Raw genomic sequence first — 13,000 nt, 5'->3', positions numbered from 1 at the left:
GACAGCCATCATCTGCTTTCCTTGGTTGTGGTTTATTGCCACGTCTAAATCTTAGCGTTTTGCGAAGTTTTTGGCAATGGTAATTATAGAGTTAAGTATTTATCGATTTTTTCGAGGAATTTTCGGTGTTGGCGATCGCCTAATCAATTATCCTTTTCCTTCTGTCGTTGCCGCTGTCGAGAGCGAATCCGCGACTTCACAATTTTCTGTTGATAGGAATCAGCATCCTGCCGCCATTGCAACCGAGAACCCTTAAACTCAACACCCGTTTCCCGTAATACCTTCTGCCAACCTGACCAAAGCTGAATCTCTGACCAATTTTCCAGTAAGCCCCAATCCTCCTCCTGTTGGGAGAGCTTGGCAAACTTTTCGTAGCGGGGATAATCCTGACCCACTAGGCGATCCTTGCGTTGCACCACCGGAGCAAAATCTGGGTCATATTCTTTGTACCGCACCTTCAGATCCTGTAACCCAATCTGCATTGCTATCTGCCAACGCGGATGAAGATCATCATCAAAATCAGCACAAGAAATATAAGCAATCTTCGGCTCATGGAGATAAAATCGCACCAAACTCACATTTTCTAACCGTCCCACTGTTCGACTGGCACAGCCTTCATAGAGCCTCAGTAACGGGTCAAGCTGTTCGAGGGCACTGATATGCACCAACAATGCCTTATTCGAGCAAATACCGATTTTACTTTCCTGGGCAATATCCGCTAGGTTTTGCAAATCTCCCAAACTGAACAGCATCATGTCTGAAAGTAGACAGGCTTGCTTATACGTCCCAAACAAAACCTTGATATCGGTCTGTAGAGTGGGGTCTAAATGACTAAACTTTGGCCGCTTGGCAAATTTCGAGAGAGCTAGATAAATCTGAATATCAGACTTGCGCTGTTCGGCAATTCGCTGCCATTCTTCTGCATCCGTCGCCTGTTCAATCACCTTAAAGGCACGGATTAGGGTTCTAAACTCTGCACAGATAGCTGTTTCTTCTGGCAGTTCTCCTTTTTTGGGTAAGCGCCCCCGTTCGGTGATGAAGGTCATCAGGGGCTGTAGGAGTGATTGATAATCCTCGAACCGTTTAACTGAAAGACGAATCCTAGGGGTTGTTGCCCGTGATCGAAAGCGCGAAGCTCGAAAGGTTTCTGCCTGGGCTTCATCCCGGAAGACAAAGTAAATTCCCAATGCCACCGGAACCGCATCAACCCCCAACACTTGATCAATGTAAAGTTTCAGCTCTTCTTGGTCGTAGTATTTCTGAAACGTATTGCGACTGGTAATTACCCCATCGCCATAGGCCACCTGACCATAGCCGCCATCGGCAATCAGCACCTGGGCGGAAACTACTAGGATTCTTTGGGTTAATGCCCAGGCTTTAACCAATGCCTCCCGCCGTTCTGCGGGATTTTCAATCACATTGATCACATAGCCGAGATTGACGACATCTGCTGGACTTTTCTCGTTATCAGGCTTGTAAAAGGGATCCCATCCCTGTACTTGAAATCCTTTCTCGGCAATAAATTTCAGGTCTTCTCCATGGCCACAGCCATAGTCAAAGAAGGTCATGCCCTCGGTGAGAAGGTTGGCTTCAAGGAGCGATCGCACAGGACGGGACATCTGCCGCCGAATTATTGCAGCCTTATGGCGATCAATCTTAGGCGATTGTTGTTCAGAATCCTTAATCTCAAGTAGTCGATGGTCTTTGATTGTGACCTGAAAATGTTGTAGTTTCTTCTCCCACTGCTGCTGATAGCCAATGTTGTGGGAGTCGGCCAGTAAACCTAGTTTTTCCTCAGCTTGGGTCAATTGGGTAAAGGTTGCGTAGTGAGGATAGGTGGGATGGACAAAGGTTTCTTTACGATGCAAAATTGGCGGATTATCGCCATATTGCCGCACCTGATAGCTACCTACTCCCAAGTTGACCTGAATACTTTGTTTGAGGGCTGGATGGGGGTCTATATCAAAATCGGGGTAGTCCAGATAGGAAACTTTCGGTTCGCTGGTATTGAACTTGATCAGGGTAATGGGGAAAGTTTTATCAGGGAACAGAGAGCGGGCGATCGCCTCATAGTCTTGTAACTCAGGAGGCAAATACTTGAGGGCAGAAATGTGGAGATAGAGGGCTGTAGGTAATTTTTTCCCGAAGGGTAGCTGCTGCAACTGGGATTGAACCGTGGCGAAGTGAAAAGTCTCGCGAATCATGGTGCGCAAAATTGGATTACAGCATACTCATCATAGACTGTGGGCTTAATTTACCAGTAGTTCACGATACCAGATCCTCTGAAAAGCTTATGGGGCAATGATCCCCGGCGATAGAATGAATTTAAAAGTAGACAAAAAATAGTCTAAGCTTACGGTAATTTTGAGATGTTTCCACTGAAATCTATGTATAGCAGTAGTTTCAGCGATTTTAGTAAGCTTATGATAATCGAATTTAGCTTCTCAAGTAAAGAGAAACTCTTGTCCAACTCCAACAACAAGTTAAAGACCTGCAGGAGGTTTCCAATCTATTAGCTTCTCAAGTAAAGAGAAACTTCTTTGAAGATGTAGAGATTGAACCTATCTACAAACTGTTTCCAATCTATTAGCTTCTCAAGTAAAGAGAAACACCGGTCTCGACCCCGGTGGACTGGGACGAGCTCGACCGGTTTCCAATCTATTAGCTTCTCAAGTAAAGAGAAACTCATATCTAAATCTTTCGTCCATCCATAATACTTGAAAAGTTTCCAATCTATTAGCTTCTCAAGTAAAGAGAAACTTATTAAATTAAATTGATAATTTTCTTCTAGAAAATCTAAGTTTCCAATCTATTAGCTTCTCAAGTAAAGAGAAACATACCTACAGACACTATCTACTAGACACAGCTGTTACTGAGTTTCCAATCTATTAGCTTCTCAAGTAAAGAGAAACCTGTTGCCACAGATGTAATCAACTTGTTGCACTGTAACAATGGGTTTCCAATCTATTAGCTTCTCAAGTAAAGAGAAACGTAAGTACATGTTGATACCTCCATATTCAATGTGTACTAAGTTTCCAATCTATTAGCTTCTCAAGTAAAGAGAAACATCATGACGATGTAAAGGAACAGAAAAGGGTTCTGTATTGTTTCCAATCTATTAGCTTCTCAAGTAAAGAGAAACGCAATGGCTTATTGACCAACTGGTCAAATTCTAAGCGTTTCCAATCTATTAGCTTCTCAAGTAAAGAGAAACTGTTGGTCTTTCAAACGCTTGTCCGGAGAGGACTCCAGCGAGCGTTTGCGACCGATAGCAAAATTTTACCAGGCTCCAACAGAAAAGGCCAGAAAAAAATCCCTAAAACCTTTGCCAGGTAAGCTTTCGAGCAATTGCACGAAGTTAATACTGTTTCAGCCATTTTCCAAATCGGTCGCTAAATAATCATTGACGAAGGTGGATCGGTCAGAGAAGGTAACCCCCAAATTTCCACCTGGGAAAGAGTATGACTCGAAATCGGATAAAACCGCAAACTGTCCCCTTGATCCTCTTTGTAATAACGCGAAAGTCGTTTTTTCAACTCTTTATACTTTTTGGGTGACAGATGACATTCAAAAACAGAATATTGTACGCGCACTCCATAACCCTCCAGCAGATCCGCGATCTTTTTGCGCCGCTTATTATCACTAATGTCATAGGCGACCAGATAAAACATTAACGAATTTCGTAAGGCGCATAACCCAACACTGGACGATAAACAAAATTTTGGTAAGCACGAACTTGCCGCGTCAACAGATGCCAGCGCGGTTCCTGACGATCCTCTAGGGAAATAGTTGTTTCCATCTGCTGCACAAAAGTTGAGAGATAAACCTTGCGTCCTGCTTGATTCAAAAAACAGCCTCCATCTCGATAGATAAAATGATCCGGTTTAATGATGTTTTTATTCACGAGATACAAAACCAAACTATCCACAAGGGGAGCGCGGAACTCTTCGATGAGATCCGAAACCAAAGCCCCATGGCGTTCTGAACCCTGGTGTAAACAGCCTTGATAGGGGTCTAGACCACGAATTTCGATGAGCGTAAATAGATGGTTCCATAACACTTGATAGCCAAAACTGAGTAAAGCATTGACTGGATTTAGTGGTGGCTGCCGCGATCGCCCCATAAAAGGAAAAGCCTCATTGCGTAGACAATAACCCAAAGCATTAAAATAACTCGCTGCCGCTGCCCCTTCTAAGCCCATAATCCGTTCTACAGAATTGGCCATGGAGATCTGTTGGCGTAAATAACCCAAGGTCTCAATAGCAAAGGCCACAGGTTCCAGAGGCCGTTTACGCTGTTGCCGCTGGAGGATAACTCGACTGTTCTGAAGCTTGGCCCCAGCGATCGCACGGGCGACGGTCAACTTATCCACTGGCGCGAGAGCTTGCTGATAACGCGATAAATGACGATAACCCCGCTCTAGGGCCATGATGCGACCGTAACAGAATCCCATTCGAGATAAGAAGACAATGGGAATATCCCGCCATAAACAGGCCCGGATCGCTTGGGTTGAGAGCTGAGATTTCCCAAAAATCAACACCTGCTCAAGTTGGGGCAACTGAATTTCAGTTAAACAATCCTGCTTGCGCCACACAGTGAGATATTCCTGCCGTAGACGCACATAACAACCCTGCTCTGACACGTAGAGCGTTCTCATTGGTCGTGGCGATCGCGATAAGGATAAATATCTTTTTGGCGATGGGTTTGGGTCAGATCTCCTCGACGCGTGGCACCTAGGGATTGGGGTGGTGTAGCGCCTCCCAGTAGCCAAGCACTGACAAGATCCATGGCACTACAAACCAAAAATGTAGACAGACCCACCAAAAAAGTATTCATGATCACTGCCGCTAAACCCAAGGGAGCAATGAGCAGAATAATCAGGGTGATGGCACCATTGACTAGAGCAGCAGCAAAATTGCGCACAAAAATGGCGCGGGAAGAAAGATACATCGCCTGAAACTCCAAGCATATTAGAACAAAACTATGCTGAACCTAAGAGGTCATTTATAAAGTCAATAAATTCCTAGATCAGCCCCGTTCGGCTGAGCGTTTAACTGAGCTCACGCCGAAGTCTCATGTCGAAGCCTAAATCCCCCAAAATTGGGGGCCGGGGGTTTTATAAAGAGGCTCTAAGAACGCAAGATACTAGTGGCGATCCCAAGGGAGCCAAGCACTAATACCCGACAAAGTACCTTTGATCCACCATCTAAGTAGCACCGATCATAATGGCAAACTTGATTTTCTTGGGCGATCGCCCCAGCGGTGGAAAATCCCCAGACAATAATGGCGACGGATGTACATACTTTGAACCATTCTTGGCTATTCATGGCGATCGCCCCTACTACAGACAATTTTTATTGAATCAAATGTTCTTAATTAAAATCAGCAAAAAGCCAATATTATTAAAATCGCATTTGTTGTCTGATTAAGAATCAGTCGAAACAATGTTGGAATAGTTTCTTTTGGTAGACAATGAAAGAAGTATCGGGTTAGTCCTAGGTCAACATCATGCCGAAAGTGTCCAAAACCCATCCTTACTCTGACCAAAAAAGTTTTGATCGCTTACTTATTTTAATAACTGCCTTAATCCGTTTTCCGGGGGTAGGATGTCCTGATGTTGATGGCATGGGTAATCGGGAGGAACACCATAACGCCTTGGCTGCTGTCCAAGAAAAATGGCAGGCGATCGCCCGTGAACTAGGTATCGATTTTCGACCGAACTACCCTTCTTTAGCCACCATTCGTAAGGACTTTAGTTTTTTACGAAAATATAGAATTCTTGAAAATCGAATGTACCGCTGGGGCTACTATCTGGGAACGGGGGTCTTTAGTGCGGCGGATCTTCAATTAGCGCTCAACGGTATGGGGGCGATCGCCCATGATTTGGGTGACTTCCGTTACCGTCAAACCTTAGAAAAGATCCAACGCTATCTGCGGGGCTTCGACTTTAAGGAGCTAGACCCCACCTATCCAATCCGGCAAAACCTCAATCACCCCGTCAATCAGACCGACCCAGAGCTGATGATGGCCCAGGGCGAATATCGACACACATTATTTCATTACTTACCAGACCTTGAGACAGCGATCTGGAAAGGCCAAAAAATTGAAATTAGTCGCCATAGTTCTCTCTATACAGAAAAATATCTGGGATTACAGAGAGTCTGGCCCCTGCAATTGATTTTTTACCACGTGGCCTGGTATCTCCTCTATGAAGACTGTCAGAATGGGTGTCTCGTGGTTGGTCGCCTTAACAGATTTGCAGAGCATTTTCGAATTATTGATCCCCAAGGGCGGGGTTTGGATCAACAGCGAGAACGATTGGCGATCGCCCACCAACTTTTGGCACAAGGGTGGGGCCTCCGGTTAGGCACAGCAGAGGAGCAACAGGCTGAATTGCAAGGCACCGCTGAGTTGATCCCCATCAAAGTGCGCTTCTTTGACGGGGCAGCCATGATTACCCTCGAAGCAGAACAACGACATCTGAGCCAACGGATCCGCAAAGGCCCAAAAGCATCTAGGGGTTATCAACCAAAGTACGTTGATTATTCGCTGGAATTACCCCGGCGATCCATCCCTGAATTTATGCAGTGGTTGAGGAGATATGAGCACAATATCCAGATTTTGACACCGGATTTCTTGATCAAACAACATTATCAGCAAGCCCAGAAAATTTTAAAGCGCTACGAATTGGAGACATCGACACATAAAAAACACGACGTTAGAGCTGATTTATAAAGCCCCCCGGCCCCCAGTCTGGGGGAAATTTTTAGGCAATCAATGGAATGAAAGTCCCCCATTTTGGGGGATTTAGGCTTCGACACGAGACTTCGATGAGCTACTCTCGGCCTGAGCTCGAGTCAAAGGCAGTCGAGTCGTCAAACGCTCAGTCGAACGGGTCAAATTAAGAAATTCATTTACTTTATAAATAGCCTCTTAGTTCTTCTTGAGAAAACAGTTACCCATAGCAGATAAAGTAGATTTGTGTCTTACTTATTCAGAGTTTTTAACGCTATATTCTTTTGGTAGCCAGGTCATTGCCGCTATATTGTCTAGGCCAGAGATGCTAGCCTCCGTCAAATCGGCATTCTCTAAATTCAAGTCAGTACTTTGGATCCCCAGCAAATTTGCGCCCCGTAAATCCGCCCAAGCACAGTTCACACGGCCTAAATTTGCCCCCTGGAGATTGGCATCTCGCAAGTCTGCATTGGCGAGGTTACTCCCGGCTAAGTTCGCACCTGCAGCATTAATCCCCGCGCAGTAAGCATGGTTTAGGTTGGCTTCTTTCATGGCGGCCTTTGCGAGATTAGCGCCATTTAAATTGGCATTATCAAAGACACAACCGCTGAGGTTTGCTCCACTGAGGGTGGCATGGGTCAAATCGGCCCGGGCCCACTGGCTCCCGGCTAAATTGGACTGCTGCAACATGGTGCGCTTTAACACGGCATCCTGGAGATTGGCCCCTTGTAAGTTGGCTTCTTGCAGTTCAGCCCCCGATAAATCACAGCCGACGCCATTGAGTTGAGGGGCTTGGATTTCGGCAAAATTGCTATTTTGCAATTGGCTATGGGCAATATTTGCTGCGCCCAATTGTGCCTGGCTAAACACAGCGGCATTGAGAATACTTTGGCTTAAATTCACGCCTCGTAAATCAGCACTATGGGCATTGAGACCCTGGCCTTGGATTTCTTTTAAATTAGCGCCTTGGGCTTTGGCTTGGACAAGAATCGCCCCCGTGAGCTGGGCTTGATTTAAGAGGGCATTGCTTAGGTTGGCGGCAGTTAGATTCGCATCTTTAAGGTTACAGTTGGCAAGGTTAGCACCCTCGAGATTGGCATGGCACAGAATGGCATTCTCCAGATTTGCACCGGCTAAATTCACATTCTGCAAAAGAGCTCCTGTTAACTCAGCACCGGCTAGGTTAGTTCCTGGGGCAGATAAGTTTGACAGGCGAAAATCAGCCTGGTAGAACACAAATCCCTGGAGGGAATATTGGCTAAAGTCGACCCCCACAAAAACCACACGGCTAAAATCACGGCGATCGCCTTGGATGGCTTGTTTAAACTGGGCATTGTTGAGGCGTTCTTTAGAGAAAGTCGGGCGGAAAGGAGCCGTGCGGTGCCAGAAAATTAGGGTATCAAGGCCTTGGATAACGGTACGAACAAAACGTTTCATGGGTTTAAATTTCCTCTTGGTTCGGGGACTCGGTGGGTTGGGTAAAAAACAGAGAGGCTGATTCAGCTTCGCTGGGAACTTGCTCCCACAGGGTTTGTAGCAGTCGATTGCTTAAGGCGTCATAGAGACTGGGTAATTGGTCGAGATAGCGGTAGATACGTGCTAGAAGAATGGTTGGTCGGAGAGCAGTATTCAATTCTGTGGTGATCGCCGTGACGCTGGCTTTTTGGGCAATGAAGTGGGTGCAGTAGGTCAGGCCCCGTGTGTAATAGCAGTGGGTAATGCCGTCTCGGCGATCGCTCGTTTGGAGGATGTCATGATAGCGATAGCTCAAATTCATGATGGGCATGATCACCTGCTGAATTTGTTCGATGTGGTCTTGGATTTCAGCGGGTGCTCCGGTGAATGATGCTTCTGGGGTCGTTTCGATTGTCGAAAGGGCTTGGTATAGCTGCCGACAGTGGTTTTTCAGGGCTGTCCGTTGGATAGATAAATCCTGTTCATAGGTGGCGATCGCCGCTGGATCGATTGATGTTATTTCGGGAGAATCCTGTTGTTCGGCTTCCTGTTGCATCAATTCCGCAACGAGTAGTGCTAGTTCTGGGCATTCGTCCACTTCACCGGTCGCTTCAATATGATCAAGCAAAGCTGAATTGGGGCCTGGGCTAGACTGCGTGGGATAGGAGAGAGTCATCGGTTTAATCTTCTGGGGATGAGGCTTACTGGGAACGTTGACGAAGCATTTGAATCGCTTTGCGAACTAACGCCTTTTTCTGGGGGTCGAAACTATCTTGGACGGCAGGGCTCCGGGAAAAGGTATAGGTCAGGACACAGGCCGTGGCACTTAAGGCAATGGAGATTCCCGCCATGAGCATTGGAAAGGCGAGGCGTTCAAAGCGACCGGCCTTCAGATCCGTGGTAAAAAGTTCGGTGGCGATCGCCGCTCCATCAGCAGGAGATTTTAATTCCTGGTTGGGCTGAAAATTGCTGCTAAAGTGGTCGGGCATTTCTGCCTGGAGAAATTGCACATCGTTGCCATATTGGGTGCGGCGGCTGAGGCGTTCATCTAGGTTAGCCTTGGCGGCATTGTAGGCGGCCAGATTTTCTGTCTCAAGGCGTTCGAGTTTTTGAGTGAGGGGCAGATTTGGTGTTTTGACCGTCGTCCAGTCGGTATCGCGCTCTTCATAGGTTCCATAAAGACTCAAATGAAGTCGTTGCCATTCGGGATTTTCTCGGGAAGCTACCTCTCCTTCTTCAATGACAATTTTCTGGAGGCTTGTCTGGGCTTCATTAATTTGGGTTTCCAGATCATCTAGTTCATCTGCTGGCTTTAATACATCGAGGCGCTCCCGTTGTTCCTCGATAATGCTGGTTGCCAGCTGTTGTTGGACGGCGGGTTTGTTGGTAAACATCACAATGCCGGGGCCTGTAAAAACAGTCAGGAGGGTATTGAGCATCAGAAACCCGCTGAGGCCACACCAGGCATTGGCGCGATAACCTGGGGCATGTCTGGCAGCGATCGCCCCGCAGTGGTTAGAGGCGGCATTAAGCCCACCGAGGACAACGGCGGCGGCGGGGATTGTCCCAATGCCGAAGCCACTCAGGGCAATGAGAATAAATGGGGTGATACCAATGGTATTAATCAAACTAGAAATTGTGATGAGGCTGGCATTTAAGCGGGCCCGCTGTTTGACTTCTTTGGTGACAATGGCCGTCCCATGGAGATCCTTGGGGTGACAGACAAAGGCGCATTTCAGGAGAAAAAGAGTTGTTTTACGGGCGGCTTGCACAGAGGAAGATAAATCTTCACTACTCGGCAGAGCATCGAAGCGCAGTTTTGAAGGGTAGGTCTGGGGAATTGGTGTTTGCATAGGGAGGCGATCGTAATAATTGGGGCGGGTGGGGTTTTTGTTCCCCTGGTATCTATATCGATATCCTCTGGATGGTTTATGCAATCTAGCTTTGAGCCAAAAAATAACCTCCACCTGAACAAACAGAGGAGGGGCAAGGCATTGACTGACGAGAGCAGGGTCTCACTATAGGTGGATTTTTCGGGTTTCTTTGCAGCAAATGGGACACCAGCGGTTCAAACCACCGATTTCACAATTGCCATTGCTGCAACCTACAGTCTGACAATTACTGCATTTAATTCGGCCTGTGCCAGAGCGACCACAGCTTGGACAGGGTTAGCGGCGCGTCCAGAGAGACATGATGATTACTCCTGATATTTTCTAATAAATTGATTGGCAATCTTTTGATTGCACTCAGACCCTGATCAAGAAGAACCCGGCGGCGGAACAAGGTTCATCACAATCTCAGATAAGGTTTGCACGGTTGTTTCGAGTTGCTCGATCCGTTCTGTCTGGGTCTGGGGCATTGGTAGATCCTTCACCTGGGGTAACAGGTGTTTCCAACCGCGGCTACATTTAATGTGATAGGTCTGCTGGTAGGCTCGATAGGCTTCGTTGTAGCTGCCATAGCGTTCTTTTATCAGTGCTTCACTAATCTGCTCCCCAGGGATTTGTGCCGGGGGGGGCTCTTTTTGGGCCTCAACCACCTGTTGCAGACGTTCATAAAGTTCAGCGGTAATCGCAAAGACCTTAGCGGTATTACGCAAATCCTGCTGGTCTAGGTCTTCGAGTTGGTCAATGAGTTTGCTAAAGCGTGACATAAAGTATTTCGGGAGTTTGGACAAAGAATAAATAATTAGCGGTCTAGCAGATCGCGTTGGATATCGGCTCTACTAGAGCTCATCCAGGGTTTATCGCCACCACTATTTGGGTTCGGATTGGGATCAACGGGACCAGCGCTGGGGGGAATATCGGGATCATCGTCATTACCGGGTTCGATTTTGCCAAAATCTTGGGGGTCATCGGAGAAAAAGGTGGACTGGAGAAAATTCCAAACGATGGAGAATTTGCCATACAAACTTTTACTAGAGCGCACTTTAGCTGCCGCAACTTTGACTTCCCGGTCGATTTCTTTTAATTCAGCGCGGATCTTTTCCCGTTCCTGGGCTAATCGTTGTTTTTCTAAGGCCAATTGTTGCATCTCCTGTTGGGCGCGCAGCAAATCCTGTTGCAAAGATTCGTTGGTGAGCATTTGGTCATTCACTTCATCTTGGAGATTGGTGATATCGCTGCGGTAACGGTGATTCCAGCTTTGCAAACTGCCTCGGGAACGGCGTAAAAATTTGATCAATTCGACGATTGCTTGGAGATCTTCATCATCGGGATTTTCTCTGGCCATCTCATAGAGTCGTTTAATAAGTTCTTCAAAGTTTTCTTGTCCGTCCATGGTTGTTACAGGGCTAGAGTTTACAAAAGGTGTCGAGGCTAAGGGAGTCGTCAGTGGCATTGTTCGCGTTTCCTGGGGAGGTTAGGGGATAGTCGTTCACTTGATCTTGATTAAGATGAGGAAATGACTGTTGACTCATCAAAGAAAACGACCTGGAGGAAATCCCAGAGGATTTTGAATTTTTGTCGCAGGGAGTTACTGGCCTTAACCTGAGCAACAGCTTCTTGAACAGTGCTGTCAATGGCTTCTAGTTCACCTCGCAGTTGATCGCGTCGAGCGACAATCTGCTGTTTTTCTTGGATGGAGCGGTTCATTTCTTGGTAAGTAGCTTTGAGATCTTCAGCCTGGATTTGATAATTCTCGCGGTATTCACATAACTGACTACTGAGTTGTTGTCGCCGCTCCCGCTCCTGTTGGGATTTTTCTTGGAGGGCACGGCGTTCCTTGAGTAACTGTTCTAGGATTTCAATGCCCGCTTGAATTTCTAGGTTATTGGGTCTTGCTTTGGCAGCTTCCTTAAGGGCGGCGAGTTGGAGGAGAAGTTCTTGGTGTTTGTCATCCATGGGAGGGGCTCCGTTTTGTGCTTCTACTCTTTAAATCGCTACCTCAAATTTTTTTATGCAAATTTTCCAAAAATCTCTGAAAAATTTTGCTTGAAATTGACCAGCCGCCGTTATCCTCATGTCTCACCTATGTTTCCTGGTACTGCAGGTCAAGCAAAGCATCATCAAAAAAGAGCCTCAATCGACTTCATTGGCAAATAAAGATTTAATGGTGCCTGCAAAAACGGTATAAAGCCATATTTCAGGTAAAAACGCCGGGCTCTCTCATTTAACGCTTCCACTACGACGACCAAAGAACCAATGGTCTGGGAAGCTTCCCAGGCTCGACGTAAAGCATCAATCAATAAGAACTCTCCAAAACCTTGACCATGGCAGTCTTGATCCACTGCCAAGCGTCCCAATAGGGTTGCTGGCAGGAGGGGATAGCGGGGTAAACCCTTAGTCACATCTGCCCCCAGAACACCTACATCAACTGTATAAGCCGACAGAGTATAGTAGCCCAGCACCACCATATCTGGTTCATCCACCAATACAAAGACTGTCGCCACCCGCTTCTTCAGATCTTGGGAAGCTTGCCTTTGCAAATAGGTATCTAAAGAAACTTCACCGCAAGAAAAATCCCCGCGCTGGTGGACTCGTTTGTCCAGAGGTTGAATCCTAAGCACCATGGGCTGCTATTTTTTCTTGGTAACGGATTACTGCTTGTTGGAGAGCTGTATTCGGCTCCGGTGGCTGTAATAAGGTTTCGACAAGAACTTCACTGTCTTCTAGGGTTAGTTTCAGGGTGTGATGGCGTTCAATCACTGCATAGGCTGCGGCTTGGGCACTGGTCACGACAAAATCAGTCAGCGATCGCCCTTCGAGATCCGCTGCTTTCTGCATGAGCGCCTTTACTTCTGGACTGAGGCGAGCTTCTAGACGGGCAAGATTTTTGCTTTTAGGGGCTGGTTTCATGAAGATACGCGGGA

The 13,000-nt window shown here is 46.8% G+C and carries 14 protein-coding genes and 1 CRISPR repeat array; of the genes, 1 reads left to right on the top strand and 13 read right to left on the bottom strand.

The features are described from left to right. Positions 1-143 precede the first annotated feature (143 nt). The 5 genes from AWQ22_RS16135 to AWQ22_RS16115 form a co-directional block, all read right to left on the bottom strand. Complete coding sequence (locus AWQ22_RS16135) at positions 144-2,204, bottom strand: DNA phosphorothioation-associated putative methyltransferase (protein WP_065711994.1); 2,061 nt, start codon at positions 2,202-2,204, stop codon at positions 144-146. Between the two features lie 220 nt (positions 2,205-2,424). Beyond that, positions 2,425-3,214: direct repeats of the CRISPR family, unit length 36 nt; unit sequence GTTTCCAATCTATTAGCTTCTCAAGTAAAGAGAAAC. Positions 3,215-3,392: 178 nt separating this feature from the next. Further along, positions 3,393-3,671: a CRISPR-associated endonuclease Cas2 gene (gene cas2, locus AWQ22_RS16130; RefSeq protein WP_065711993.1), complete on the bottom strand. Its 279-nt coding sequence runs from the start codon at positions 3,669-3,671 to the stop codon at positions 3,393-3,395. Next, on the bottom strand, positions 3,671-4,657 hold the full coding sequence (gene cas1 / locus AWQ22_RS16125) for a CRISPR-associated endonuclease Cas1 (protein WP_065711992.1): 987 nt from the start codon (positions 4,655-4,657) through the stop codon (positions 3,671-3,673). The genes cas2 and cas1 overlap by 1 nt, the downstream gene beginning before the upstream one ends. Further along, entirely contained in the window at positions 4,654-4,950 is a 297-nt protein-coding gene (gene csx18 / locus AWQ22_RS16120; protein ID WP_065711991.1) for a CRISPR-associated protein Csx18, read from the bottom strand. The genes cas1 and csx18 overlap by 4 nt, the downstream gene beginning before the upstream one ends. A gap of 179 nt (positions 4,951-5,129) precedes the next feature. Continuing rightward, a complete protein-coding gene (locus tag AWQ22_RS16115; RefSeq protein ID WP_157094672.1) occupies positions 5,130-5,351 on the bottom strand; it encodes a hypothetical protein in 222 nt (73 codons plus the stop codon). A gap of 157 nt (positions 5,352-5,508) precedes the next feature. On the opposite strand from AWQ22_RS16115, the gene AWQ22_RS16110 reads away from it, so the two are divergent. Next, positions 5,509-6,735, top strand: coding sequence for a YafY family protein (locus AWQ22_RS16110; RefSeq protein ID WP_065711989.1), 1,227 nt, complete (start codon positions 5,509-5,511; stop codon positions 6,733-6,735). Positions 6,736-6,990: 255 nt separating this feature from the next. On the opposite strand, the gene AWQ22_RS16105 is transcribed toward AWQ22_RS16110, so the two are convergent. The 8 genes from AWQ22_RS16105 to AWQ22_RS16070 form a co-directional block, all read right to left on the bottom strand. Continuing rightward, on the bottom strand, positions 6,991-8,172 hold the full coding sequence (locus AWQ22_RS16105) for a pentapeptide repeat-containing protein (protein ID WP_065711988.1): 1,182 nt from the start codon (positions 8,170-8,172) through the stop codon (positions 6,991-6,993). Positions 8,173-8,176: 4 nt separating this feature from the next. Beyond that, positions 8,177-8,866 carry a hypothetical protein gene (locus AWQ22_RS16100; RefSeq protein WP_065711987.1) on the bottom strand — a complete coding sequence of 230 codons (690 nt, stop codon included), beginning with the start codon at positions 8,864-8,866 and terminating at the stop codon, positions 8,177-8,179. Between the two features lie 25 nt (positions 8,867-8,891). Continuing rightward, on the bottom strand, positions 8,892-10,043 hold the full coding sequence (locus tag AWQ22_RS16095; RefSeq protein ID WP_065711986.1) for a hypothetical protein: 1,152 nt from the start codon (positions 10,041-10,043) through the stop codon (positions 8,892-8,894). A gap of 404 nt (positions 10,044-10,447) precedes the next feature. Continuing rightward, entirely contained in the window at positions 10,448-10,843 is a 396-nt protein-coding gene (locus tag AWQ22_RS16090) for a hypothetical protein (RefSeq protein WP_065711985.1), read from the bottom strand. A gap of 35 nt (positions 10,844-10,878) precedes the next feature. Then, positions 10,879-11,469 carry a hypothetical protein gene (locus tag AWQ22_RS16085; protein WP_049761775.1) on the bottom strand — a complete coding sequence of 197 codons (591 nt, stop codon included), beginning with the start codon at positions 11,467-11,469 and terminating at the stop codon, positions 10,879-10,881. 110 nt (positions 11,470-11,579) lie between these two features. Continuing rightward, positions 11,580-12,032, bottom strand: a complete 453-nt coding sequence (locus AWQ22_RS16080) for a hypothetical protein (RefSeq protein WP_065711984.1) — start codon at positions 12,030-12,032, stop codon at positions 11,580-11,582. A 164-nt stretch (positions 12,033-12,196) separates the two neighbouring features. Then, positions 12,197-12,700 carry a GNAT family N-acetyltransferase gene (locus tag AWQ22_RS16075; protein ID WP_065711983.1) on the bottom strand — a complete coding sequence of 168 codons (504 nt, stop codon included), beginning with the start codon at positions 12,698-12,700 and terminating at the stop codon, positions 12,197-12,199. Continuing rightward, positions 12,690-12,986, bottom strand: a complete 297-nt coding sequence (locus AWQ22_RS16070) for a DUF1778 domain-containing protein (RefSeq protein WP_065711982.1) — start codon at positions 12,984-12,986, stop codon at positions 12,690-12,692. The genes AWQ22_RS16075 and AWQ22_RS16070 overlap by 11 nt, the downstream gene beginning before the upstream one ends. Positions 12,987-13,000: the final 14 nt, after the last annotated feature.

Source organism: Picosynechococcus sp. PCC 7117, from assembly GCF_001693275.1.
In the GTDB taxonomy this organism is placed as follows: domain Bacteria; phylum Cyanobacteriota; class Cyanobacteriia; order Cyanobacteriales; family MRBY01; genus MRBY01.
The sequence above is the reverse complement of the archived record's forward strand: the minus strand, read 5'-3'. Positions and strand labels throughout refer to the sequence as shown.

Excerpts from the sequence above, each read along its gene's own strand:
- AWQ22_RS16080 (WP_065711984.1), bottom strand. The coding sequence starts at position 12,032 with ATGGATGACAAACACCAAGAACTTCTCCTCCAACTCGCCGCCCTTAAG.
- csx18 (WP_065711991.1), bottom strand. The coding sequence starts at position 4,950 with ATGTATCTTTCTTCCCGCGCCATTTTTGTGCGCAATTTTGCTGCTGCT.
- AWQ22_RS16085 (WP_049761775.1), bottom strand. The coding sequence starts at position 11,469 with ATGGACGGACAAGAAAACTTTGAAGAACTTATTAAACGACTCTATGAG.
- AWQ22_RS16105 (WP_065711988.1), bottom strand. The coding sequence starts at position 8,172 with ATGAAACGTTTTGTTCGTACCGTTATCCAAGGCCTTGATACCCTAATT.
- AWQ22_RS16075 (WP_065711983.1), bottom strand. The coding sequence starts at position 12,700 with ATGGTGCTTAGGATTCAACCTCTGGACAAACGAGTCCACCAGCGCGGG.
- AWQ22_RS16135 (WP_065711994.1), bottom strand. The coding sequence starts at position 2,204 with ATGATTCGCGAGACTTTTCACTTCGCCACGGTTCAATCCCAGTTGCAG.
- AWQ22_RS16095 (WP_065711986.1), bottom strand. The coding sequence starts at position 10,043 with ATGCAAACACCAATTCCCCAGACCTACCCTTCAAAACTGCGCTTCGAT.
- cas1 (WP_065711992.1), bottom strand. The coding sequence starts at position 4,657 with ATGAGAACGCTCTACGTGTCAGAGCAGGGTTGTTATGTGCGTCTACGG.
- AWQ22_RS16100 (WP_065711987.1), bottom strand. The coding sequence starts at position 8,866 with ATGACTCTCTCCTATCCCACGCAGTCTAGCCCAGGCCCCAATTCAGCT.
- cas2 (WP_065711993.1), bottom strand. The coding sequence starts at position 3,671 with ATGTTTTATCTGGTCGCCTATGACATTAGTGATAATAAGCGGCGCAAA.
- AWQ22_RS16110 (WP_065711989.1), top strand. The coding sequence starts at position 5,509 with ATGCCGAAAGTGTCCAAAACCCATCCTTACTCTGACCAAAAAAGTTTT.
- AWQ22_RS16090 (WP_065711985.1), bottom strand. The coding sequence starts at position 10,843 with ATGTCACGCTTTAGCAAACTCATTGACCAACTCGAAGACCTAGACCAG.
- AWQ22_RS16070 (WP_065711982.1), bottom strand. The coding sequence starts at position 12,986 with ATGAAACCAGCCCCTAAAAGCAAAAATCTTGCCCGTCTAGAAGCTCGC.